The organism is Methylobacterium bullatum (genome assembly GCF_014845095.1).
Classification (GTDB): Bacteria; Pseudomonadota; Alphaproteobacteria; order Rhizobiales; family Beijerinckiaceae; genus Methylobacterium; species Methylobacterium bullatum.
Genome location: NZ_NKUG01000053.1, coordinates 1 through 22,734 on the forward strand (window position 1 = coordinate 1; position 22,734 = coordinate 22,734).

The following is a 22,734-nucleotide window of genomic DNA, read 5'->3' on the forward strand; positions in this document are numbered from 1 at the left end:
ACCGATGTTCAAACCCCTGTATTTGTCGGCAGCGTCAGATGTTGATAAGAGAACGGACGCGGACCGCGTCGATCTCGGCATCGGCACGTTCAGCCACGGCCAGACGCACCACAAGCAGCGGCTGCTCTACCGCGACCGCTACGTCTGCCTGTTCAATGCCGAGCTCGTCGGGCTCGAGCCTCCGATCTCCCTGGACGATTACCTGCGCTTTCCCCACGTGCTCACCAGCCTGAAGGAAACGGCGCACGGGGTGGTGGACGACGCCCTCGCCCTCCTCGGCCTGCGCCGCGACCTCGCGGTGACGACGCCGCGCTTCCTCGCCGTGCCCTTCCTGGTGCGCAGCGCGCCCGTCCTCACCACCATGCAGGAGCGCCTCGCCACCCTGTTTGCCGGAACCCTCGGCCTCGCCGTCAGCCCCGCGCCGGTGGCCCTCGACGAGGTGGCGATCTCGATGCTGTGGCACGCCTCCTACGACAACGACCCGGCCCATCGCTGGCTGCGCCAGACGTTGCTCGCCCTTGCCGACGACGCGGCGCAGGTCGGTTGAGGCGTTTCGATTCGCGTCGCCCGGCACCACGTCCGGTCCGGATCTCCTGCCGCCGGCGACCCAAAACTTGCCAATGCGCGCAGGCGCGTGCTTTGGGAGGGCCGGCATCGGCTGCTCCGCAGGAGCAGGGCTCCGGGAAAGAGGCCGCATGGGTTTGGTAGCAGGAGGGGTCGCCGACGTCGTCGGAGGCTTCGGCGCGTGGCGCATGTGGTGGATGCTGGCCAAGAACGACGTGATTCGTCGGTATCGCCGCTCGCGCGTCGGCCAGCTGTGGCTGACCCTCAGCATGGCCGTGATGATCTTCGGCATGGGCGGGATCTACGCCTCGCTCTTCGGCACCTCCATGGCCGATTACCTGCCCCATCTCGGCACGGGCCTCGTGCTCTGGGGATTGATGTCGCAGACCATCAACGAAAGCTGCTCGAGCTTTACCGATAACGACAGCATCATCCGGCAGGTCGCGCTGCCGCGTTTCACCTACCTGCTGCGGACGATCGCCCGGAACCTTTTCATCTTCGCCCATAACCTGATCATTCTGCCGGTCCTGTTCCTCGTCACCGGCACGGTGATCGACTGGCACATCCTGCTGTTCGTCCCCGGCCTGCTGCTCGTGCTCGCCAATCTGGCCTGGATCGGCTACCTCCTGGCCATCCTGTCGGCGCGGTTCCGCGACATTCCGCAGATCGTCGCGAGCATCGTCCAGGTCGCGTTCTTCGTCTCGCCGGTCGTCTTCAAGCCCTCGCAATTGCGGGGCGACCATCCCGTTCTCATCCTGAACCCCTTCGCCAGCATGCTGGACGTGATGCGCGAGCCTCTGGTCGGCCATCTGCCGAGCGCGACGTCCTATCTCATCCTGCTCGGCCTGCTGGTCGTCGGGTGGCTCGTCGCCCTGGCCTTCTCGGGGAAATATTCGCACCGCGTCGTGTACTGGCTCTGAGGGCAGGATGGCTCATATCGTCCTCGACAAGGCGAGCGTCGCACTCGCCGTCTACAATTCCCGCGGCCGTGCCCTGAAAAGCGAGATCCTGCGGCGCACGGTGGGGGGCGGCCTGCAGAACGACCGCGACAGCAGCGTCCAGGTGATCAGGGCGCTGAACGCGGTCAGCTTCGAAGCACGCGATGGCGACCGGATCGGCCTCGTCGGCGGCAACGGCGCCGGCAAGACGACGCTCCTGCGGGTGCTCAGCCGCGTCTATCCGCCGACCTCGGGCACCGCCACCATCGAGGGGCGCATCTCATCCCTGATCGATCTGTCCATGGGCATGGATACGGATGCCTCGGGCTACGACAATATCGAGATGCGCAGCATCATGCTCGGGCTCAACCATAAGCAGGCCCAGGCGATCGTCCCCGACGTGGAGGAGTTCAGCCAGCTCGGCGAGTTCCTGTCCCTTCCGATCCGCACCTATTCGAGCGGCATGATGCTGCGGCTCGCCTTCGCCGTCAGCACCGCGGTCCATCCCGACATCCTGATCCTCGACGAAGTGATCGGCGTCGGCGACGCCGCCTTCGCGGAACGCGCCGAGAAGCGGCTGCACGGCATGATCCAGAAAGCCAGCATCATGTTCCTCGCCTCCCACGACAACGCCTCGATCCAACGCTTCTGTAACCGGACGCTCTGGATGAAGGGCGGCACGTTGATGATGGACGGAGCACCGGAGGAGGTGTTGGCGGCTTATGCGGCGGATGGGCGAGTATAAAAATCTCAAACTCGTTCCAGGGAAAATTCAGCCGAGACCACGTGATGAACGTAAAGCTTCATTAGGTTGGTCTCAGCTGATGGTGTTCTTAAAGCAAAACTTTAAATACGTTTCATTGCCACTTCTTCAGCAATCATCGAAGCAAGAGTGTTGCGATCAAGGTTAGGTCCCGGACCATCGATTGTTAGGGCAATAAAGAATTCATGTTCACCTTGATGTTGGAATGAAGATTCTCGGACTCTAATCTTGCCGAGATTATACAAATCTTCGATGAGGAGGCGAAAGCTAGACGGAACAAAACGCCAGCAATGTACGTCTACGTAATCGCTAGACTGCCGTGCGAGTTCCGCCTGAGTCACCGCAGCATCAAGATGACCGGCAAACTTGAGTTTTCCTACCGTTTGCGGCGACCATCCGATCGCATCTTCGCGAAGAACATCGTAAGCGATGCTGGCCATGATGGCCGTCGGTGTAGGCCGGGTTCGCTTTTCGTCATAAGCCTGAAGAACTTCGCTGGCAAAAGTAAGTGGCTGAATTAGATCAAAGCAGAACCGTTTATCGGGAACTGCAAGGACGAGTAGACCCTTCTTCTTCAGAAAAATTGTGCAATCATTGAGAAATGAGATCAAATCTGGTGTGTGTTCGATAACATGACTGGCCAATATAAAATCATAAGAACGATCCGAGGGAATTGATTTGGAGAGTGATTGTCCATTGGTTACATGGTCAACGTACTCTATACGATCAATGTCGACATTCAAAGTTTCTGCATATTTTTTGCGAAGGCCAGCCTGATTAATGTAATCAACTGTTTCGACGTTGAAACCCTCTGATTTTGGTAGAAGGGGATTGTAGCTGGGGCCGATTTCCAAGCCGAAGCCGTCTAGTTTCAGCATCGATAGTATGCTATCACGCCTCGGCACTTTCCGTTGAGTAACGATGCTCGTTTGCATTGGCTCATTCGACAGACTATTGAAACTAACTAGCTCTCCAAATGCAGCGCGTTCAATCGCAGGCCATTGTGCCGACGATCCGTATCGGTTCTGCACGGACTTGGCCGCTTCCAAGACCACATGTGCATAGCGGCCATCTTCAATCATGGCGATGGCAAGACGTATCTTGTCCGCCCACTCAAGCTCGTTTGCTAAAAGACCTGTATAGCCATCGTTGATCGCGTTGCGAAAAGTAAATGTCGGCGATGCGACAGTAAGAGTTGCGACAGCCGCTGCCTCAAAGAATTTCAGCTCTGACTTACTGTTCGTAAAAATATTATCTTGCAGCGGGGCCAAGTTAATTTCCGTCGATCCAATTAGTCTTTGTAGATTGAGAAAATCGGTAAAAGGATATATTTCGATTCTGTCTTTGAGGGAAGATAGATCGGGATGCAGATCAAGCATTCCGACTATGCGTAAAGTAATCAATGGGTTTTCTCGGAGTAGCTTGGCTAAAGTAGATGCAATAATGGCAAAATCACGAGCATGTGTAGGAGATCCGCTAAAATATCCAATGTGAATACGATCGGTTCTTGCCCAATTGGTTTTCTGTTTGACATCGACAATGCTTTGACTAAGAGCGAGTTGCTCTTCGTTTAAGTAATTGGGAACTATGACGGCGGGTAGGCCCGTGTCCGTGGCAATCTGAGAGGCCAGGAACAGATTCGTGGTAATGACGCCATCACACAGACGGAGGGCCGTGCCCATTCGGCCGATATAGGAATACCAATAATCCCATTGTCCGCTAGGACCGGTATCTTGGTTGAGAGAATTCATCAGCAAGGGGACATGCCGCGTATCGTAAACAAGATCGTCGAGATCGAACAGAACGCGCGCTCCCCTCCGACGCGCCCGACGGATCAATCCTTCCACATCATTGTCGAAGCGAACGCGACCCAGGACAAGAACATCGGCTACGTCAACGACGCCCTCAAGGCGCTCACCATCGGCCTGACAAAACCAGCCTGCACTCGTGTCTGTAGAGACAGCATTGACTGTTTGTACGGTGTTATAAATGCGGTAACGGAAAGTACTATTATCCGGCGTCGTATAATAATAAGCGATTCGACGTGGGCGAGATACTAATGCACGAAATCTCATATCAAAATCGAGATCCCACGGATCTCTATAGGCAATTTGCTTTGGAAGACCTGTAAACATTGTTTTAAACCTCTTCAAGCCAATCAAGGGTTGACGCCAAAGACTGCTCCCAGGAACGTTTCAAGCCTTGCCGCTCATAATTTGCCGATCGATCTGGGCCATTCTGCACCAATGATACCCCTGAGCGAAGCGCTTCGAGCAGCGCGTCGACTGTAGGTTCGGCACAAATTAAGTTATCGGAATATGTAGCAAGCGACTGTTTCAAACCATAACTGTTGGTCACAGCTACAGCGCCGCAGGCTGCCAAGTCGAGCGGAGGATAACTTGGATGAGGCGTCAACATCAACGAAAGTCCGAGATCCATACTGCGTAGCATTGTAACGTATTTATCCCAAGGAAGGCTTTCAATGATGGTAATTGGCATGCCGCCAGGAAATGCCATGACTGGTAGATCTCGACCAACAAAATGGATGTTCCACTCGTCAGGCTTTAATATTCCTTGCTCAACCGCCGCATTGAGGGTTTCAAGCCCAAGGAGGTACAAGTTTCGTGCATTATTCGGTCGCGCGTAGAAAAAGAAGTTTCTTTTTTGTCTCTGAACACGATCGGGAAAATAGGCACTATCGGGGAAGGCAGGCTCAAACCAGGTGGCATGCTCTCGAAGTCCGGTGATTCCTGTGTCGATGAGATGGTCGTAAAGTAGTTTTGTGTTAACTACTCTCCGAAGCCCTGGCGTTCTCATTGTATTATAAGCACGTAGTTGCTCGTCTCCATGCGGATAAAACATCCGCTCATCTTCCTGGAGAATGTAAACCACGCGCTCGTGGGGGACCGCAGAGAGAACATTTGCCGTTGACCACCAAGAAGTGGTAAGGAAGACATCATCTTTACTCAAGTCGATCGGACGACCGGTCTTTGAAATATTAGTATAACAAAATTCAATGTGTTCTGGTGGTAGTACACCAAGGGAAACTAAAAGATTTGCCACGTTGTCGCGCAGCGGTTCTGCGCGTAATGTGGAAATACGCAATGTTGCCCCACGGCGCTTTGCCCAAAGTGCAGCAAGAATTGTAGCAGTGCCGACGCCACCGAAGAAACTATCAGCAGCAATACTATCGGTTACCATGGTGATGCGTGGACGGACAGCACGAGCGATTGAAAAAACAGGTAGTGGGCGAAGGTCCGAAAGGCTCCTATTTACGACATCCGCTGTCGTTAATGACGACTTTGCAACGGAACGTGAACTGTGATCTGGTCCGCTGATGCTCGCTGCGTACGATTTGCCTAATCCCGGCGCAGAAATTGAATTTGCAAGAGCAATCTTTCGCTCGCGTAGATATTGTATCCGCGCTGGAGTACGATGTGGTGTGATGGCCCACCAGCATAAGCGCGCCGCTCGACGTCCAAAACGACGGATCGGAGGAGGGACTTGGGAAGCGAGGGAACGCACAGATGACGTCGCACGCCAAGTTGCACTACCTTCTATAGCCGTCAGTTGCTGGTTAACAATATGCAAGCGCTCGATTGCTTGAGCGTGAGCGTGTTGCGCCATTGCAAGTTGCGCAGCCATAGCATCAAGATCGCTCTGAAGTAAGCTTGATTTATTATGATAGTCGTTATGTTGATGTGACGAATGCTGTTCTACAGACAGCAGTTTTCTTTCTGCTGCTCCAAGAGTACGCTTAGATTCTGCCAGCATATGTAGAAGGCGAAGTTTTTCTATGTAGACGCTGATAGCTGCATCGCTCGGTCGCTGTCCCCGTCGTAAAAGCATGGTGTGTGGCAATATAAATGACGCGTCGTATATAAGATCAGGCCAAAGACCGTGTTGCCCGAATTGCTTGATCCAGTCGATTGGAGGGCGAACGTTGATGTGGGTTTTTTCCTGAAAGTCGTAAGGCGAAGATGAGAATATTACTGTATCGGACGCCTGTGATATATGTTCGATCGCCCTGGAGGCTTCGGCGGATGGCATGTGTTCCAAGACTTCAATGCAAGTGACTAGATCGTATCGTCCTGCAATCGGATCAGCCAAAGATGCTACAAAGCAATGCTCGCGCATGTCTGCGCGCACGTTCGCGATAGCAAATTCGGATATATCTGCGCCTGTGGCTTCAATACCACGATCCCAGAATGCTTCCACAATCATCCCGAGCGCACAGCCGGCGTCAAAGACTGTTTTTGGAGCAATCGATCTGATGATATGTTCGACAACTGTCGAATAAAAATTTAACCAAGTTCGGGACCGCTCGTAGACGTCCGGACCACAGCTGGTCGCGTAGTAATTTTTATCAAATAATTGATTTGCATCGTAAGTAAGATGCTTGTTTTCTTTAGCGGTCATGAATTATTCCTTTCCAAAAAGTGAATTTTCATCTTTACATTTTATAGATCGACTTGGCTCTTGTGCAACCGATAATTTTAAGCGGAATAGCCCATGCTGACGGCGAATGCGAGCAGTTGGGGTGCGTGTCAAGGATGTTAGGCTCCGCCTGTCGGATATTGACATTCTGCACCGAACCCAGATCGTAGCGATGAACTCTGCCATAGCATTGCGATGGAAGAAATCTCAAGATGCTTCACGTTTGGAGCAAGCAAGTTGCGGCTCTGTATTTCTTGTAAAATGCAATGGCATGATAAATCCATGAATTTTTATTTCAATGTTAATCATTCATTCCTCGGCGACGAGACTCGCTCAGTAATTCATGGCTCTGTTTATTTTTACAGAAGTGGTCGGTCTGGTGAGTAGAAGTTATCAATGCTGCGAATCAGCCAACGAGATATTTTATAAAATCGTAAATACATCAGATTGGCATGGCCGGCGAAGCGACGCCCGCCTGCGGCAAGAGAGTAATCGCGTTTTACAAATAATTGTAAATCCATGCGGCGAGCCGGTATATTGTGGAGAGTTGAAATGGTGTGCGCCCGACCCTTCGAAGTGCGGGCAAGATGGCCTTCGATCATGGGTACTAGCTCGGGCCGCTTGGCCGTGACAACATCTATCCACGTGGAGATCGAAGCGATCCGGCACGGATTTACGCGGAGAAGTTCGATCTTGAGGAAAGGTATCTCCTCGATCTCGATAAGCTCACGCCATAGAAAATGGCTGGTGTTCGACGGTATTTTCAGGCTTTGCCCGTTCCGGAATTTGCCATCGAACAATGCCTTTATGCTGTAGCCGTGTGAAATCAAATTCTGCGACAGGCCGATTTCGCCGTCCCGAATAATCTCGGCCTTCGACATCTGATGGAATGGCTGTTTGAATACGCCTCGGAAGGCGGCGCTGGCATGTACGTGTGGCTCGAAGATGATGAGCCAGCTTTGCAGGTGGCGCTTGATTTCTTTGCTCTCGATCATCCCGTAGACGTCCGACGGCACGCTGGTCAGGCGTGTAAGAGCCCGGTTCAGATCGCCGATCGGGCCGTAAACGCTGTCGTTTGCAATCATGAGCTGTCCGGAGACGAGGCTCGCGTACCGCTCGATGCCAAGAGCCCAGGATGCGAAATCGTGGCCTATGTTCTCACGCAGAATGACATCGTGAGCGACAGATCGGAGTCGTAACACATCGTTTGCGGACAGATGCGAGGTGGAGATGACGACAATGTCGAAGCCCGCAGCCCGGATTGCCTCTAAGTAATAGATTACATAATCGGCAAGTACATTGTCTTGGTCGAAATGCGCGAACAGGCATAAATTGTTGAACATATGAAGATCCGAGGCGACGATGGCGTCAGAGAAAGGTTGCTGACTGACGACGTGAATCGATGTCACGCAACGTCATGATGTTGGTCGTCGCGAGTGAGTTCAGTGTCGTGTGATGGGATCGTCACAGCACCGACTCCCCGAACACGGCCTCCGGCAAGTTGAATCTGGCACGGGCACCGTCGATCAGGCCATGCCAGAGAGCGGTCCGTGTCTCGCGCGAGAAGCGGTTATGGACGAGATACGCCGCGATGCGCAGGGGGAGGGCAAGCAGCGTCTTGGCTTTGTGACCGACGGGTACGTGGCGCATGCGGAGCATCGCCAGCTGGTTGCGCAGGAAGGTGTAGAGCCGTCGCGGCGGCTGGTCGGTGAGCAGCAGACCGAAGGGGAGCCGGATCAGGCCGCGCCCGAGTTCGTGCGCCATCAGGACATCGTCCGCCATCCAGATCGAGTAGCCCCGGTAATTGGCGCGCATGCACCACTCGATGTCGATGGCATCTATGAAGAAATCCGCGCGGAAGGGGCCGATCGCCCGCGCCGCCTCGCAATCCACGAGGGAGCCTGAGGAGATGACGAACTGCACGCGCGTGACATGCGCCTCGTCCCTGTCGCTCGCCTCCCCCGGAGGCGCCCTCAAGGGCTTGCCGGACCAATCCGTCGGTCGCGGGCCGACGATGGCGGGGCGCTCGCCTGCCGCGCACAGGCGCCCGTGGATCGTGGCGAGCCGTGGGATTGTGCCCGCGGAAGGCAGGCTGTCCTGATCGAGGAGAAACAGGAAGGCACCGCCCTGACGGTGGGTATGGTCCAAGAGCGCGTTATAGGCGACCCCGAGGCCGAGATTGCCGCCGGGTCGTATCACGGAGAGGTCGGTGCCCTGCGCCGCCGCGCGCAGGCGGTCCTCCTCCTGCGAGGAGACGGCGGAATTGGCGTAGATCACGATCTCCCGCACGTCGGGCGCCAGCGCGCCGACGAGGCGAAGGAGGTTCGCCTCGTCGGGATGATAGATGACGATCCCGGCGATCGTCTGCGGTTGCGCGGACAAGGCGGCTTCCTGTTGCGGCATATGTCGGCGGGACTGCCATTCTGATGAGGCCTACGCAAGCCGCAGAGGTCGTGTGGCGGAAACCATCCTCTTGCGGCGGACGAGGGAACTCGCGGCGCCCGAGCCCGTTCTGCTCTGGCTAAGAGACTCCACCTTCACCCGCCCGGCTCACGCCGCGGCGGGTTTTTCGTCGCAGGGCGAGGGTGGCATCGATCCTCCTCCCCGCTGTCGCGTTTCCCCGGTTCCAGAAACGGTTGGGATGGGAAACGAGCCATGAGCGACGGCGCCACCGCGAGCGACAGCCCCTTCATCAAGGGTCGGAACGCCCGCCTCTACGGCAAGACACGCGACAGCTGTCCCTATTCCGAAGGCAGCGACGATCACGCCGCCTGGATACAGGCCTTCGATGAGGCCGCCGGCGACGACAGCGCGACGGACACCGGAACCGTCGATCCGCAAAAGGCCACCTGACCGCATGCCGTCCGGCCGGGAACATCCGGCCGGCGGTTCCTCTTCACCATCGCCGTGCCCTGATCCGCGCGGGAAGAGGTCTCGAAGACCTGGTGTCCGTCATGCGATAGTCGATCCGGCCTGAACTTTTCCAAGCGCCGGAGCCATCCATGAACGGACGAAGCCCCAGGGGCGGGCACGGCACCCGAGCCCTGTCCCAGCACATCCTGCCCGCGGCGGGAACGATGATCGGGGTCTGCACGACGCTCGTCGGGTTGGTGAAGATCGCCGAGGCTCAGATCGGCCCGAGCCACGTGGACGAGGCCATTTCCCTGACGGCGATCCTGTTCCTCGTCGGTGCGGCGGCCTCGTATCTCTCCATGCGCCTCGACGACGACCGTCCCCTCGCCCTTCGGCTGGAGCGTGTCGCCGACATCTGCTTCGTCATCGGCCTCCTCGGCCTGTCCACGATCACAATTCTCTTCGCTTACGAAGCGATCTGAACCGACGCGGGCCGTTCCCCGTTGGCAGTACCCTCCGAATCATCGACGGATGCCTGTGTATCGGGAATCAAGGGGGGCACTACTACTCTTGCGGGACGAGACCCGTCGCGCGACAACCTTTCGCCGACTGAGAATGCGGCGTATGGGGGACGTCATGGTGGGTCGGATTGTCAGGGCTGCGGCGATGGCCGCGGTGGGTGTCGGTGTGCTCGGATTGGGAGCGTGCGGCAGCATCACGCGCGGAACCTCCGAGAAGATGGCGTTCCAGACCGAGCCCCCTGGCGCCATGATGACCAGCACCAAAGGTTATGCCTGCCCGGCCACGCCCTGCTCGCTCGATGTCGACCGTTCCGACGAGTTCGACGTCACCTTCGCCAAGCCCGGCTTCCGGCCCGAGACCATTCCCGTGCGCACCAAAGTCGTGGGAACCGGGGCCGCCGGTATGGCGGGCAACGTCATTGCCGGCGGCATCATCGGCATTGGCGTCGATGCCGCCACGGGCGCGGCTTTCGACCATTTCCCCAACCCGGTCGTGGCCACCCTGGTGCCGGACAGCCTGCCCAGTGCCCAGCGCGAGCGCAGGCGCCGTGGCAAGCCCGGCGTGTGAGGGCGCAGCACCGTCCGCCTACGACGTGACCAGGGAGCGGAGGGCCTCGGCGAGGTCGGACAGGCTGAGCTGGCCCTTCTGCAGCACCCGGTCCGCCTGACCGGCCAGACGCCGGCGGTCGTCGGCGGTGACGTCCTTGGCGGTGAGCACCACCACGGGGATGTCGCGCCATTCGGGTTTTGCCCGCAGGACGCGGAGGAAGCCGAACCCGTCCATCTCCGGCATCATCAGGTCGAGGAGGATGAGGCAGGGCTTCTTCACCGCCACCGCCTCCAGCCCGGCCCGGCCGTGCTCGGCGGAGGTCACGCGCCAGCCCTCGCGGGTGAGCATCGCCGTCATCCGCTCGCGCACGTCGGCATCGTCGTCCACCACGAGGACCGGGCCGTCGGAGCCCGTGGCCCGGAATCGCTCCATCGCTTCCTTCAGGTGTCCCCATTCGATGGGCTTGTGCAGGTAGTCGGTGGCGCCCAGCGAGAAGGCGAGGCTCTGCTCGTCGAGCACCGTGACCATGATCACCGGCGTCGCCCCGAGTTCGGGATCGGCGCGCAGCGCCCGTAGAACCGACCATCCGTCCATGCGCGGCATGGTCACGTCGAGGAGGATCACCCGCGGGCGCAGGGCGCGGGCGCGCTCCAGGCCCTCGCGCCCGTCCGCCGCGCTGGCCACGCGAAAGCCGTCCTTCTCGAGGTAGCGGGTGAGGAGATCGCGGGTCGCGGGATCGTCGTCGATGATGAGGACCTGATCACCCTTGGCGGCGCCGGAGGGCGCCGTCGCGGGTCCGTCATGGGCGATCGCGGAGGCGGGCTGCACCTCGACGTAGCGGGCGGGAATCCGGATCGTGAAGGTGGTGCCCTCCCCTTCGCGGCTCGCCACGTCGATCTGCCCGCCGAGCATGGTGGAGAAGGCGCGGGTGATGGCGAGGCCGAGGCCGGTGCCGCCGAAGCGGCGCGTGGTCGAGGCATCGGCCTGGGTGAAGCGCTCGAACAGCTTGGCCTGCTGCTCCGGGCTCATCCCGATGCCGGTATCGGCCACGTGGAAGACCAGCCAGGCGTCCTCGCCATCACCCTCGCGCACGGCCGAGAGGGTGATCCGCCCGTTCTCGGTGAACTTCGCCGCGTTGCTCAGGAGGTTGATGAGGCACTGGCGCAGCTTGGTCTGGTCGGTATGGGCGAGCCCGAGATCCTCGGCGAGGTCGAGGTCGAGGGCGTTGCCCTTCTTCCCGATGAGGGCGTCCACGGTGGAGGCGACCTCGCGCACCATCTCGGCGACGGGGAAGTCCTCGGCGTAGATCTCCATGCGCTCGGCCTCGATCTTCGACAGGTCGAGGACGTCGTTGATGAGGCCGAGGAGATGGCGGGCATTCGCCTCGATCTTGCGCATGTCGGCGAGCAGGCTCTCCTGGCCGAGATCCTCCATCTCCTCCTGCAGCATCTCGGAATAGCCGATCACCGCCGAGAGCGGCGTGCGCAACTCGTGGCTCATATTGGCCAGGAACTGACTTTTCGCGCGGTTGGCCTCCTCCGCCGATTCCTTGGCGGCTTCCAGGGCCTGCTCGGCCTCCTTGCGCGCGGTGATGTCGGTATGGGCGCCGACCCATTCGCGGACCGTCCCCGCCTCGTCGAGGATTGGGACGCCGCGCACGGCCATGTGGCGCCACACCCCGTCATGCCGGCGCAGGCGGTGCTCGATCTCGTAGAGCGTGACGTTCGAGACCGCGTGGTCCCATGCGAGTTGCGTCTTGTCGCGGTCGTCGGGGTGGATCGCCCCGAGGAAGCCGTGGCCGGCGGCCTCCGTCGGGCTCTGGCCGGTGAAGCGGGTCCATTCGGACGGGGCGACGGCGAAGCCGCCGTCCGGCGGGGTCGCCCAGACGATGGAGGAGGTGGCCTCGGTCAGGGAGCGGAACCGCTGCTCGCTCTGGCGCGTGCGCTCCTCGGTGAGCTTGCGGAGGGTCTCGTCGGTGACGACGAAACCGACGCCGTCCACCGTCCCGTCGGAGAGGCCCGCCGCGCCCGGCAGCGGATAGACGCTGATCTGGAGATGGCGGACGCCGCCCGGCGCGCTCGGGGTCGGCACGGCGACGTCGATATCGGGCGTGATCAGGCCGTTGTCGCGCGCCGCCTCGAATTTCGGACGGAGCAGGTCTTCGAGCTCGGGAATCGCTGCCCAGATCGGGCCGCCGAGGGACGCCTGGAATCCGCGCGCGTTCATGGTCTCCAGGGCGCGGTTCATGTGGCGGATCGACAGGGTCTGGTCGAGGAAGCCGAGGCCCACGGGAGCGTTGGCCAGAACCCCATCGAGGAGCGCCGTCATGCGCAGGCTGTCGCGCCGGCGCAGCAGGGCGATGCGGCCCAGCAGCCCCATCGCGGCGAGCCCCGAGGCCGCGCAGACGAGGGACAGGATCAGCCCGCGCCAGAATTCCGTCGTCTCGGAGCGGGCGAGGCTGTCGCGGGCATGGTCCTGGCCGATCCGCGTGGCTTCGCGGATGCCGTCCATCATCCGCTTGCCTTCTCCGGTCTGGACAAGGGTCACGGCCGCGTCGAAGCCGCCGGCATCCCGCGCCTCCACCACCCGGCGGGCGAAATCGCGCTCACCGGTGATGAGGGTCCGCAACTCCCGGCGCCGGGCGGTTCCGGGATCGGCGGATTCCGATTCCAGCCGGTCGAGCTCACCGATCTGTCCGTCGAGGGTGTCGACCGCGCGCTTGTAGGGGGTCAGGTAGTTCGGCAACCCGGTCAGGGTGTAGCCGCGCATGCCCGTCTCGAGGTCCTTCATGGTCGAGAGCAGGCGCTCGTTCAGCGTGATGATGTCGTGCTGGCGGGAGGCTTCCGTGCGGCTGCGCTCGGCGAACACGTAATTGGCGAGGCCGGCGACCACGGCGACCGCGAACAGGCCGAAGGCCACGGGGGAGCCCGGAATCCCCTGCAGGGCGGTGGGGACGGTCTTGGGGCCGCGCCAGCGCCAGAGGCGGCGAGATGAGGTCGGGGTGTCCATCGGTGCGGCTCGCGGTGATGTCGATGACGGATCGGTGGTGTGCGGGGACGGCGCTTCCGGCGGGTGCCTATCGTCGCAGCCGGTTGCCCAGGACGAAGCCGAACAGGCCCATCAGGATGATGCCGGCGGCGCCCTCGATCCCGACGAGGAGGTTGGTGAATCGCCCGACCGGCTTGACGCCGATCTCGGGAGGGTTCGCCGTCATCATGTTGAGGGCGCTGTAACTGAGGAGGTCGAGGGGGTTGTACGTCGCGCTTCCATTGCCGCCCTCGGGGATCAGCCCGCCGGCGATGCCGAACAGGGCGCCGAACACGAAGATCAGGATCACGAAGGCGCGGGCGATGCGCGACAGGCTCTCCCCGTAATCGCACAGCCATTCCACGAACCGGTCGGCGACCCAGCGATAGCCCGATTGCAGGACGGGCTTCCAGGTTTTGGGTGCCCTGGTCCGCCGGGACCAGGCCGCCCGCGCCTCGGCGCCGGCATGGAGCCGGCCCATGCGACGGCCGCGCTTGTAGGCCCAGCTCGCCTCGTCATGGCTGCCGATGCTCTTCATGTTGTGCTCGATGGCGAGGTAGCTCGCCTGCGCGGCCTCGTACTCGCCCGCGATCTCCTCGCCCACCGCGCCGCCGAGCTGGTCCACCCGGAAGCGGACACCGGTGAGGAGCGCGCCGGAGAATCGCGCATGGCGCAGACGGCACGACATCAGGTTGAGGCGCACGAGGTTGGTGTCGGACAGGTCGGCGCCCGACAGGTCGGCCCCGTCGAGGGCGGCGCCGGAGAGGCTGGCGCCGCGCAGGCGCGAGCCGGCCAGACGCGCCTTCTTGAGGCTCGCCCCGTCGAAATTGGCGAAGGTCAGGTTCATGTCGGAGAGGTTCGCCTCGTCGAGGCGGCCGCCGTCGAACCGGCTGTAATCGGCATCCGCCCCGGTGAAGTCGGCCCCCCAGAGATCGGCGCGGGCGAAGGTCGCCCCGTCGAGAAGGGCGCGCTGCATCCGGGCAAAGCGCATCGTCGCGCCCGTGAAGTCGGCATCCTCCAGCATCGCGTCGGAGAAATGCGCCTCGCCGCCGACGATGCCGGTGAAGTTCGCGCCGCTGCAATCGGCCTCGCTCAAATTCGCCTCCTCCAGGAGGGCGCCTTCGAACCGGGCGGAGCGGGCCAGCGCTCCGACGAGGGAGGCGCCGGACAGGTTGGCGCCGGAGAGGTCGGCCTCGACGAGGTCGGCTCCGTCGAGATGCGCGCGGCACAGGCCGAGGCCGCGATGCTTGGCGTCCCACCAGGGGGGAGCGGCCTCGCCGGGAGGGATGCGCGCCAGCAGGGCCTCGCGCCCGGCCCGGAGGCCGGACAAGGCGAGGCGCTCGTCATCGGCGCGGAAGGGTTGCCCGTCCGCTTTCGCGATACGGGTCAGCAGCCCTTCGGTGGCGGCGTGGGCGGGGGGGGGATCGCGATCGGCCATGGCCTTCAGCCGCGTCCCGCCCGCCCCGGCGCGGCATAGCGCAGGGCCGCGTCGAGGGCGTCGTTGAGGGAGGTCACCAGCACGTCGGCGGAGGTGGTCCGGCGCAGGCGGTCGAGGGTCGAGGGGTCGCGCTCGCGCCAGAACCCGACGAGCACCTTCACGCCCGGCAGTTCCTTGCGGGCCTGGCGGACGGTGAGACGGATCTGCGAGAGGCTGACCGGTTCGAGATAGGAGAAGCAGATCATCGCGATCTCGTCGGCGCGCTCCGGCCGCTTGTCGGCGCGCAGGTCGGCGAGCGAGGTCATTTGGGCGGCCAGACCATGGCGGCCGAGGATCTGGCTCAGCATCAGGGTCGCCGCCTCGTCGAAGGGACCGCGGCTCGAGACGCAGAGGATCGGGGTGGCGCCGCGCCAGTTCGCGGCGAGATCGTCCCGCGCCAGGACGATGCCGGCGCTGCTGCGATCCGGTCCGGCAGCGGCGATGGCCGCCGCTGCCTCGGCATTTCCGGCGGAGCCCGACCGCTTCATCGGTGCGAGCTTGAGCCTGTCGACCACGGTGCGGATCGCCGCGCCGACTTGGCTCTGGCGTGACCGGTCGAGGGCGCCGCGGGCGAGGTCGTCCTGCGCGAGGCGAAGGCCCGCCAGCACGACCTCGTCGTAATAGGTCACCAGCGCCCGCGCCTTCAGCACCTGCCGGCCCTGCTCGATCGCCTCGGCCGGGTCTCCGGCGAGCATGCGCTGGTAGAAGATTTCGGGCGGCGCCAGGGCGGGCTGGTCGCCGAGGATGACGTCGAGGAACCAGAGCCGGTCCACGTGGCGGCCGAGGACGACGAGGCAGACCGTGATCGGCGTCGCGAGGACGAGGCCGATCGGTCCCCAGAGGAAGGTCCACACCGTGGCCGCCAGGATGACCGCCAGCGGCGAGAGGCCGGTGGAATGTCCGTAGAGCAGCGGTTCGACCACATGGCCGGCAATGGGCTCGACGATGAGGAACAGGAGCGCCGTGGCGATGACCATCGACCAGCCGGGATCCACCGCCGCCGCCAGGATCAGGGGGAGCAGGGCGCTGATCGCGCCGCCGATATAGGGCACGAAGCGCAGGATGGCGGCGAGCACGCCGAACAGGATCGGGCTCGGCACGCCGATGACCCAGAGGCCGGTGCCGATGACCGCGCCGAAGGCGATGTTGAGGGCGAGCTGGGCGAGGAAGAACCGGCTGAGCCGGCTCGTGGCGTCGTCGATGGCCGCCGTGGTGCGGCGCAGGTCGCCCGAGCCGGCGAGCCGGATGGCGCGGTTCCGCAGATCCTCCCGCTGCAGCAGGATGAAGATCGTGAAGAGGAGGATCAGGCCCGCCGTGGCGAGCGGGTGCAGGATCGGCCCGACGAAGGCGCCGAGCGTCGTGGCGAGGGCGGCCTGCGGGGTCGCGACCACCACGTGGAGGGGGTTGGCGCGGCTGCCCGACCGGCCCGGAAGGTCTTCGTCCTTCGAAGGCGCTGGTTGCAACTCCTCGCCGAGGTCCTGCACCATGTCGACGATGCGCGACAGGGTTCCGCTGCCCGAGGTCGCCTCCTTCACCGAGGCGATCTTCTCGCGGATGGTGATCTGGTAGCGCGGCAGGTCGGAGGCGAGCTGGCCCGCCTCGGTGGTGATGAGCAGCCCGACCCCGATGATCGCCGCGAAGGCCGCCACCACCACGAGGGGCGCCGCCGCGGCGCGCGGCACCATCGCCCGCCTCAGCACGCGCACGGCGGGCACCAGGACGAAGCTGAGGAGGATCGCCAGGACCACGGGCACGATGATGTCGCGGCCGAAATACAGCATCGACGCGATGGTGACGACCAGCAGGCACGAGGCCAGGATCGTGAACACCGGCATCGCCTGCCGCATCAGGCGCGCGGTGATGGGATCGTCACTCATGGAGGATGGGTCTTCTCGTCTCGACGCGTGTCAGTGGAAGCCCCGTCCCGTCGGGACGCGCGAAGTCCTGGATCGGACGGCGGTCAGGCCGGCGTTTCCGCGCCGCCCAAAGCCGCGCCGATCTGGGTGAGGAGCTTCGAGAAGTCGATGGGCTTGGGATGGTAATCGTCGCAGCCGGCCTGGATCGCCTTGTCGCGGTCGCCGAGCATGGCGTGGGCGGTGAGCGCGATGATCGGGATGTCCCGGGTGTCGCCGCTGGATTTCAGCGCGCGGGCCGCCGACCAGCCGTCGAGGATGGGCAGGTTCATATCGAGGAGGATCACGTCCGGCCGTCCGGCACGCGCCTGCTGCACGCCGGCCTCGCCGTCATGAGCCAGGATGACGTCGTAGCCGCGTCGCTTGAGACGGCGGGAGAGGAAGTCCCAGATCTCTTCGTGATCTTCCACCAGTAGGATCTTGGCCATCAAGGGAACTCCGGCATCATGTCGACCCGACTCGTCGGGGCTGCGTTTGCGTGAGCGGTCGTTCGGCAGGCCGGGAGCCCTCACGTCCGATCGCTCGTGTTCTGGTCATCACGTTCCGTGCCTGCCGGCCCGGTCGCCGCATCCTTGTCACGACGTCCTTGTCACGACGTCTTTGCCCGCCTCCGTCGAAGACCGGCGCCGGATAGGTCCGGGCATTCGGCGGATGGGTGCAAAGAGGCATCGTCCCCTCCCCGCCCGGCCCCGGATGGTCGCTCCGCACGACGGAGCGCCCTGGTGTCAGGCGTGGTGACGAAGTGCAACGCACCAATCGGGCTTCCGGTCCTTGAGCACGACAATTCTGTCGCCCGTCACGCAGGGGGATCGAAGGGGTAGGGCCTGGAGCGAGACCCGGAGGCGGCGCTAGAGCGCACTCGCGACGAGGATCGCGGCGACGACGGCGACGGCATCCTCGGTGAAGGCGGCGGGCCGGTCCGAACCGAAGGCGGCGGCCATCCGCGCCCTCGCCCGTGCGCCGCCCAGCGTACCGATGACGGCGCCCGCCGCGCCCGCCAGGGCTCCGGCGACGGGCTGTCCCAGGCCGATCCCGATCGCGCCTCCGCAGAGGGTGCCGCTCGCGATCCGCGCGGCGAATTGCACGGGCACGGTACGGCTCGGCGTGGCGGGAAGCGTGTCCGTGACGAACTCGGCGAGCGCGAGAAGGGGGAGGATGACGGCCGTCGAGCGGTAGCCGAGAAAGGCGAGCCAGCTCCCGTCGAGGGAGATCCAGCCGAGATGCGCCGCCCAGGCGATTGCCGCCGGTGCGGTAAACGTCCGCAGACCCGCCACCATCCCGATCAACCCTGCGAGAACGATCCCGGCCATGGAGTATGTCCCGCTGCGACGCCATCGTCGAAGCCGGAAGATCGACCGGGCAGGGGCCAAGTCAAGGTGGGCCTATGGAAACAGCGCCGAGCGAGCCTCCGGCGCGAAAAGCGCGGCCCGAACGAAAACGGGGCCCCGCAGGGCCCCGTGATCCGTCACTGGCCGTCGATCTGGCGTCCGAGCTGGGCGATCGCCTTCTGGTAGACGGTGGCCGCGTTCCATCCCTGGATCGCCGCGAAGTTCGGCTCGCCCGGCTGGTATCCGGCTCCGGCCTTCCAGCCGTGACCCTTCAGGAAGTTCGCGGTAGCGTTGAGGGCATTCGGAATGCTGTCGAGGCTTCCGCCGGTGCCGTAGGTCAACACGTTCTTGGGCAGGAACTGGGTATGGCCGACCTCGCCATGGGCGGCGCCGCGGGTCCCGGAGTTGAGGATGCCGCGATCGACGAGGGTGAGGGCCGCGTAGAGCTGGTCGGTGAAGAAGTCCGAGCGGCGGCAATCATAGGCGAGGGTCGCCACGGCGGAGAGCGTGTTGATGTTGCCGCGAACCGCGCCGAAGCCCGTCTCCATGCCCCAGATCGCCAGGAGCGGGCCGGCCGGCACGCCGTAGCGCTGCTCGATCGAGTCGAACAGGGCCGCGTTGGTCTGCTTCAGCTTGCGGCCACGGGCGACGATGGTGGGGCCGCCGCGCTTGGCCAGGAACTGGTCGAGGGTCAAACGGAAGCTCTTCTGGCCCCGGTCGGCCGAGATGGTGGCGCCGGAATAGGAGGTCTCCATCAGGGCGGCGAGGCTCGCGGCGCTGGCGCGTCCCTTCGCTTCCTGCGCGAACTGGGTCTTCCACGCCTCGAAACCGCTGGCCGTGTTGCCGCACTGGGCCGCCTGCGCCGTGCCGGCCATGCAGGCCAGGGCACCGAGGGCGGCGGCGATGGCCCCCTTGTAGCCGCGTCTGGTCATCCGAAACTCCTTCGTCGCGGCAGCTCTCGGGAGACTGCCAGCTTTGCCGACCGCCCTAAGCCGTTCCGCATGGGAAGGCTACAACCTTGCCGAGGTGTCGGTGCGGCCCGCACCAGTTCCCGGCAAGATGTGATCTTCCGGTTACCACCCTGACCTTCCGCGCGTGCGCGGCCCGCGCCCGATCCCGCATGGCTCCCCGTGAAAGCCCGCCGGCTTCGGGACGAATCCGCCCAGCTTCCTCGTGCCGCCGGAAACCCGATGCGCCCGATCCTTCGCGCCTCTCGGGGGTGGCCCGTTCGTCTCCGCGCCTCGCCCCCGCCTTTGGCTTGTCAGGCTATTGTGCAGTGGATCGCGGCCAGCGGAAATTTATTGTCTGATGAACTATTCTTTCAGATGAAAAATATCGCCTATAAAATTACCGTTAAACTGCATTTTTAGAAGAATTAAAAAGTTTATACTGGATATTGTCAGGCTATGACTTTGGTCATACTTGTGTTTCTGGAGTGTTTCAGGAGTAGGCGATGCCCGACCAGACCGGATGCCCACCTCATGCGGCGAGGCTCGACCGCAGAGCCGCCAATCGCCTGCCATGGTTGCTGGCGGGCGGGGCCGCCCTCGTCCTCGCGGACACGGCCTGGGCCCAGAACAGCCCGGCGGCGGTGCAGGCCGCCTCCCCGACCGCCGTGTCCCTCGATCAGATCACCGTCGACGGCGATGGCAGCGGCACCATCGGGTATCAGCCCCGGCGGACCAGTTTCGGGGCCGGGTCGGATACCTCGCTCCTCGACACGCCGGCCAACATCGCCGTGGTGCCCGCCACCGTCCTGCGCGACCAGCGCGTGCTGTCCCTCGACGAGGCCTTGCGCAACGTCAGCGGCACCGCCCAGGCCAACAGCCTCGGGGGCACGCAGGAAGGCGTGATCCGGCGCGGATTCGGGACCACGCGGGACAGCTCGATCCTGCGGGACGGCCGCCGCACGGTCCTGCAACAGAACTTCAACTACGCCATCGAGCAGGTGGAGGTACTGAAAGGCCCCGCCTCACTCCTCTACGGCATCTCGGAGCCGGGCGGCCTCATCAACCTCGTCTCGAAGCGTCCCGAATTCACTTCACACGGCGCCCTCAGCGTCACCGGGACGAGCTTCGGCGGCGGCCTCGTCCAGGCCGACGTGACCGGGCCGGTGGAAGGCACCAACCTCGCCTACCGGGTCGTCGGGGATTTTCAGGATTACCAATACTGGCGCAATTTCGGCGCGATCGAACGGCAGGTCGTGGCCCCGTCGCTCACTTGGAAGGGCGACGACACCAAGGTGACGGTGGCCTACGAGTTCGCGCATTATAATATCCCGTTCGACCGCGGCGCCATCTTCGATCCGCGCAACGGCCAGCCCCTGCGGGTCCCGCGCGACCGCCGCTTCGACGAACGCTTCAGCCGCGTGGACGCCACCAGCCATCTCGCCAGCCTCGACATCGAGCATCGCTTCAACGACGATTGGCGGCTGCATTTCGGCTACAGCTTCAGCCATCTCGGCTACGACGACAATCAGGTCCGCGCGGTCTCGTACAATGCCGAGACGGGCTTCCTGACCCGACGGGCCGATTCCACGCAGGGCGGCGACTTCAACGCCCATGTTCCACGCCTCGACCTGACCGGACGGGTCGACACCTTCGGCCTGAGGCACGACATCCTGGCGGGCGCGATGTACGAGCGGGTGGACTACTTCCGCAAGACCACCATTCGCGGAGCGAACCAGGGCGGTTTCAACGTCTTCGACCCGGTCTATGGTCGCCTCGGCCCGTCGAACCAGGTTTCGCTCACGGGCAGCGACGTCCGCGACCGGCTCAACAACACCAGCCTCTACCTCCAGGATTCGTTCCACCTCACCGACCAGCTCATCCTGGTGGCCGGTGTCAGCGCCCAGATCTACGATCAGCTCGCCTATGCCGGGCGGCCGTCCGTGGTCACCACCGACATCAACGGCGTGCAGCCGGTCCCGCGTGCCGGGATCGTCTACAAGCTGACGCCCGATCTCTCGCTCTATGGCAGCTTCAGCCGCTCGTTCCGGCCCAACGTCACCGATCTGGAGACCAACGGCTCCCTCGCCCCCGAGGAGGGGGAGGCCTACGAGGTCGGCGTAAAGGCGGATCTCGGCCCCGGCCTCACCGTGACGGGGGCGATGTTCGATGTCGAGAAGGCGAACGTGCTGGTCACCCAGGTGGTGGACGGAGCGCGGATCGCCACCACCGCCGGCAAGGCCCGTTCGCGCGGGTTCGAACTCGACGTCGCCGGCCAGATCCTGCCCGATTGGGCGGTGATCGGCAGCTACGGCTTCACCCAGGCCCTCGTGACCGAGGATCCCATCCTCGCGGGCAAGGAGCTCCAGAACACGCCGCGCGTGACGGCGTCCGCCTTCCTCACCCACCAGTTCGGCGCGGTGACGCGCGAGGGCGAGCTCGGCTCGCTGCGCCTCGGCCCCGGTTTCCTCGAGGCCGGCTTCGGCACCCGCTATATCGGCGAGCGGCCGGGCGATGCCGCCAACACCTTCACCATGCCCCACTACCTCGTCTGCGATGCCTTCCTGGCCTATCGCACGGCGGTGAACGGTCGGGCGACGACGATCCAGCTCAACCTCAAGAACCTGTTCGACGAGACCTATTATTCGTCGTCGGCGGCCAGCAACCTGCTGGTGGCCGTGGGCGAGCCGTTCCAGGCCCTGGTCACGGCGCGTGTGACGTGGTGAGGGCAATCCGCCGATAGGCCGATCTCACGATCGGCCCCAATGGCGGCGGGCCGGATGTGGCATCCGGCCCGCCGCCATCGTCAGAAGGACAGCCTCATCCCGGCGACTACGTTGCGCGGTGCCCCGGCGAAGACCGAGCCCGGGGTGGTGGCGAGCACGCCTGCGCCGTTCTGCAGGCCGGTCGTGGAACTGAGGGAGTTCGCGAGGTTCTGGGCCGAGGAGACGTAGGTCTCGTCGAAGACGTTGCGGACTTCCGCGTAGAGGCTGATGCGCTTGGCGTAGCCGCCGGGGAGGTCGGCCGCGTAATGCACGTTGGCATTGACGACGGTATAGCCCGGCGCCTTCAACTGGTTGGCGTTGTCGATGAAGAACCCGTCCTGGACGACCGCTTCCACATAAGCGCCGAGGCCGGCGAGCGGCCCCGTCGGCTGGTCGTAGCCGATGCGGGCGAGGAGCTGATGGGCGGGCACGCCCGGAATGGCGTTGCCTGCGCGGTCGAAGCGCTCGGTGAAGGCTCCGGCGCTCAGTTGCTCGGTGTATGTCGTATAAATCTGGTCGTCGAACGTGTAGGCGGCCACCGCCCGCCATCCGGGTGAGAAGGTCCAGTCCGCCGCGAACTCGATGCCGCGATGCTCCGAGGCCGGGGCGTTGAAGGTGTAGCTCAGGAGCCCGGCGCCGGGGGATTGCGAC

The 22,734-nt window shown here is 63.1% G+C and carries 18 protein-coding genes; 7 read left to right on the top strand and 11 right to left on the bottom strand.

Going from position 1 to position 22,734, the window contains the following annotated elements:
- From MBTS_RS08145 to MBTS_RS08155, 3 genes are all read left to right on the top strand, one after another.
- Positions 1-547, top strand: a 547-nt coding sequence (locus MBTS_RS08145) for a LysR substrate-binding domain-containing protein (protein ID WP_244973524.1), incomplete at its 5' end; no start/stop codon positions are given.
- Positions 548-695: 148 nt separating this feature from the next.
- A complete protein-coding gene (locus tag MBTS_RS08150) occupies positions 696-1,484 on the top strand; it encodes an ABC transporter permease (RefSeq protein WP_147832688.1) in 789 nt (262 codons plus the stop codon).
- 7 nt (positions 1,485-1,491) lie between these two features.
- A complete protein-coding gene (locus MBTS_RS08155) occupies positions 1,492-2,247 on the top strand; it encodes an ABC transporter ATP-binding protein (RefSeq protein WP_147832687.1) in 756 nt (251 codons plus the stop codon).
- Positions 2,248-2,348: 101 nt separating this feature from the next.
- Here MBTS_RS08155 and MBTS_RS08160 read toward each other — a convergent pair whose 3' ends face one another.
- The 4 genes from MBTS_RS08160 to MBTS_RS08175 all read right to left on the bottom strand — a co-directional run bounded on the left by MBTS_RS08160 (position 2,349) and on the right by MBTS_RS08175 (position 9,084).
- Entirely contained in the window at positions 2,349-4,427 is a 2,079-nt protein-coding gene (locus MBTS_RS08160) for a methyltransferase domain-containing protein (RefSeq protein ID WP_147832686.1), read from the bottom strand.
- Complete coding sequence (locus MBTS_RS08165; RefSeq protein WP_147832685.1) at positions 4,405-6,684, bottom strand: class I SAM-dependent methyltransferase; 2,280 nt, start codon at positions 6,682-6,684, stop codon at positions 4,405-4,407. Before MBTS_RS08165 ends, MBTS_RS08160 begins: the two co-directional genes overlap by 23 nt.
- A 377-nt stretch (positions 6,685-7,061) precedes the next feature.
- Complete coding sequence (locus tag MBTS_RS08170) at positions 7,062-8,111, bottom strand: rhamnan synthesis F family protein (RefSeq protein ID WP_147832684.1); 1,050 nt, start codon at positions 8,109-8,111, stop codon at positions 7,062-7,064.
- A 55-nt stretch (positions 8,112-8,166) separates the two neighbouring features.
- A complete protein-coding gene (locus MBTS_RS08175) occupies positions 8,167-9,084 on the bottom strand; it encodes a glycosyltransferase (protein WP_238253914.1) in 918 nt (305 codons plus the stop codon).
- Between the two features lie 273 nt (positions 9,085-9,357).
- On the opposite strand from MBTS_RS08175, the gene MBTS_RS08180 reads away from it, so the two are divergent.
- The 3 genes from MBTS_RS08180 to MBTS_RS08190 all read left to right on the top strand — a co-directional run bounded on the left by MBTS_RS08180 (position 9,358) and on the right by MBTS_RS08190 (position 10,644).
- Positions 9,358-9,555 carry a ribosome modulation factor gene (locus MBTS_RS08180; protein WP_018043379.1) on the top strand — a complete coding sequence of 66 codons (198 nt, stop codon included), beginning with the start codon at positions 9,358-9,360 and terminating at the stop codon, positions 9,553-9,555.
- Between the two features lie 149 nt (positions 9,556-9,704).
- Complete coding sequence (locus MBTS_RS08185; RefSeq protein ID WP_147832682.1) at positions 9,705-10,037, top strand: hypothetical protein; 333 nt, start codon at positions 9,705-9,707, stop codon at positions 10,035-10,037.
- Positions 10,038-10,191: 154 nt separating this feature from the next.
- Positions 10,192-10,644: a hypothetical protein gene (locus MBTS_RS08190; RefSeq protein ID WP_056147152.1), complete on the top strand. Its 453-nt coding sequence runs from the start codon at positions 10,192-10,194 to the stop codon at positions 10,642-10,644.
- An 18-nt stretch (positions 10,645-10,662) separates the two neighbouring features.
- Here MBTS_RS08190 and MBTS_RS08195 read toward each other — a convergent pair whose 3' ends face one another.
- From MBTS_RS08195 to MBTS_RS08220, 6 genes are all read right to left on the bottom strand, one after another.
- Positions 10,663-13,635: a response regulator gene (locus MBTS_RS08195; protein ID WP_192215389.1), complete on the bottom strand. Its 2,973-nt coding sequence runs from the start codon at positions 13,633-13,635 to the stop codon at positions 10,663-10,665.
- Positions 13,636-13,702: 67 nt separating this feature from the next.
- Positions 13,703-15,091 (bottom strand): pentapeptide repeat-containing protein, encoded by a 1,389-nt coding sequence (locus MBTS_RS08200; protein ID WP_192215390.1) that lies wholly within the window; start codon positions 15,089-15,091, stop codon positions 13,703-13,705.
- Positions 15,092-15,096: 5 nt separating this feature from the next.
- Positions 15,097-17,007 (bottom strand): AI-2E family transporter, encoded by a 1,911-nt coding sequence (locus tag MBTS_RS08205; protein ID WP_192215391.1) that lies wholly within the window; start codon positions 17,005-17,007, stop codon positions 15,097-15,099.
- 83 nt (positions 17,008-17,090) lie between these two features.
- Entirely contained in the window at positions 17,091-17,471 is a 381-nt protein-coding gene (locus MBTS_RS08210) for a response regulator (RefSeq protein WP_018043373.1), read from the bottom strand.
- Between the two features lie 420 nt (positions 17,472-17,891).
- Positions 17,892-18,353 (bottom strand): DUF4126 family protein, encoded by a 462-nt coding sequence (locus tag MBTS_RS08215; protein WP_192215392.1) that lies wholly within the window; start codon positions 18,351-18,353, stop codon positions 17,892-17,894.
- Positions 18,354-18,508: 155 nt separating this feature from the next.
- Positions 18,509-19,303, bottom strand: a complete 795-nt coding sequence (locus MBTS_RS08220; protein WP_018043371.1) for a lytic murein transglycosylase — start codon at positions 19,301-19,303, stop codon at positions 18,509-18,511.
- 521 nt (positions 19,304-19,824) lie between these two features.
- Between MBTS_RS08220 and MBTS_RS08225 the strand changes: the two genes are divergently transcribed.
- Positions 19,825-22,044, top strand: a complete 2,220-nt coding sequence (locus MBTS_RS08225) for a TonB-dependent siderophore receptor (protein WP_238253916.1) — start codon at positions 19,825-19,827, stop codon at positions 22,042-22,044.
- 80 nt (positions 22,045-22,124) lie between these two features.
- Here the strand turns inward: MBTS_RS08225 and MBTS_RS08230 are convergent.
- A partial coding sequence (locus MBTS_RS08230; protein WP_192215393.1) for a TonB-dependent receptor domain-containing protein occupies positions 22,125-22,734 on the bottom strand: 610 nt, incomplete at its 5' end.

Excerpts from the sequence above, each read along its gene's own strand:
- MBTS_RS08150 (WP_147832688.1), top strand. The coding sequence starts at position 696 with ATGGGTTTGGTAGCAGGAGGGGTCGCCGACGTCGTCGGAGGCTTCGGC.
- MBTS_RS08185 (WP_147832682.1), top strand. The coding sequence starts at position 9,705 with ATGAACGGACGAAGCCCCAGGGGCGGGCACGGCACCCGAGCCCTGTCC.
- MBTS_RS08220 (WP_018043371.1), bottom strand. The coding sequence starts at position 19,303 with ATGACCAGACGCGGCTACAAGGGGGCCATCGCCGCCGCCCTCGGTGCC.
- MBTS_RS08165 (WP_147832685.1), bottom strand. The coding sequence starts at position 6,684 with ATGACCGCTAAAGAAAACAAGCATCTTACTTACGATGCAAATCAATTA.
- MBTS_RS08215 (WP_192215392.1), bottom strand. The coding sequence starts at position 18,353 with ATGGCCGGGATCGTTCTCGCAGGGTTGATCGGGATGGTGGCGGGTCTG.
- MBTS_RS08190 (WP_056147152.1), top strand. The coding sequence starts at position 10,192 with ATGGTGGGTCGGATTGTCAGGGCTGCGGCGATGGCCGCGGTGGGTGTC.
- MBTS_RS08225 (WP_238253916.1), top strand. The coding sequence starts at position 19,825 with ATGCCCGACCAGACCGGATGCCCACCTCATGCGGCGAGGCTCGACCGC.
- MBTS_RS08180 (WP_018043379.1), top strand. The coding sequence starts at position 9,358 with ATGAGCGACGGCGCCACCGCGAGCGACAGCCCCTTCATCAAGGGTCGG.
- MBTS_RS08205 (WP_192215391.1), bottom strand. The coding sequence starts at position 17,007 with ATGAGTGACGATCCCATCACCGCGCGCCTGATGCGGCAGGCGATGCCG.
- MBTS_RS08155 (WP_147832687.1), top strand. The coding sequence starts at position 1,492 with ATGGCTCATATCGTCCTCGACAAGGCGAGCGTCGCACTCGCCGTCTAC.
- MBTS_RS08210 (WP_018043373.1), bottom strand. The coding sequence starts at position 17,471 with ATGGCCAAGATCCTACTGGTGGAAGATCACGAAGAGATCTGGGACTTC.
- MBTS_RS08195 (WP_192215389.1), bottom strand. The coding sequence starts at position 13,635 with ATGGACACCCCGACCTCATCTCGCCGCCTCTGGCGCTGGCGCGGCCCC.
- MBTS_RS08200 (WP_192215390.1), bottom strand. The coding sequence starts at position 15,091 with ATGGCCGATCGCGATCCCCCCCCCGCCCACGCCGCCACCGAAGGGCTG.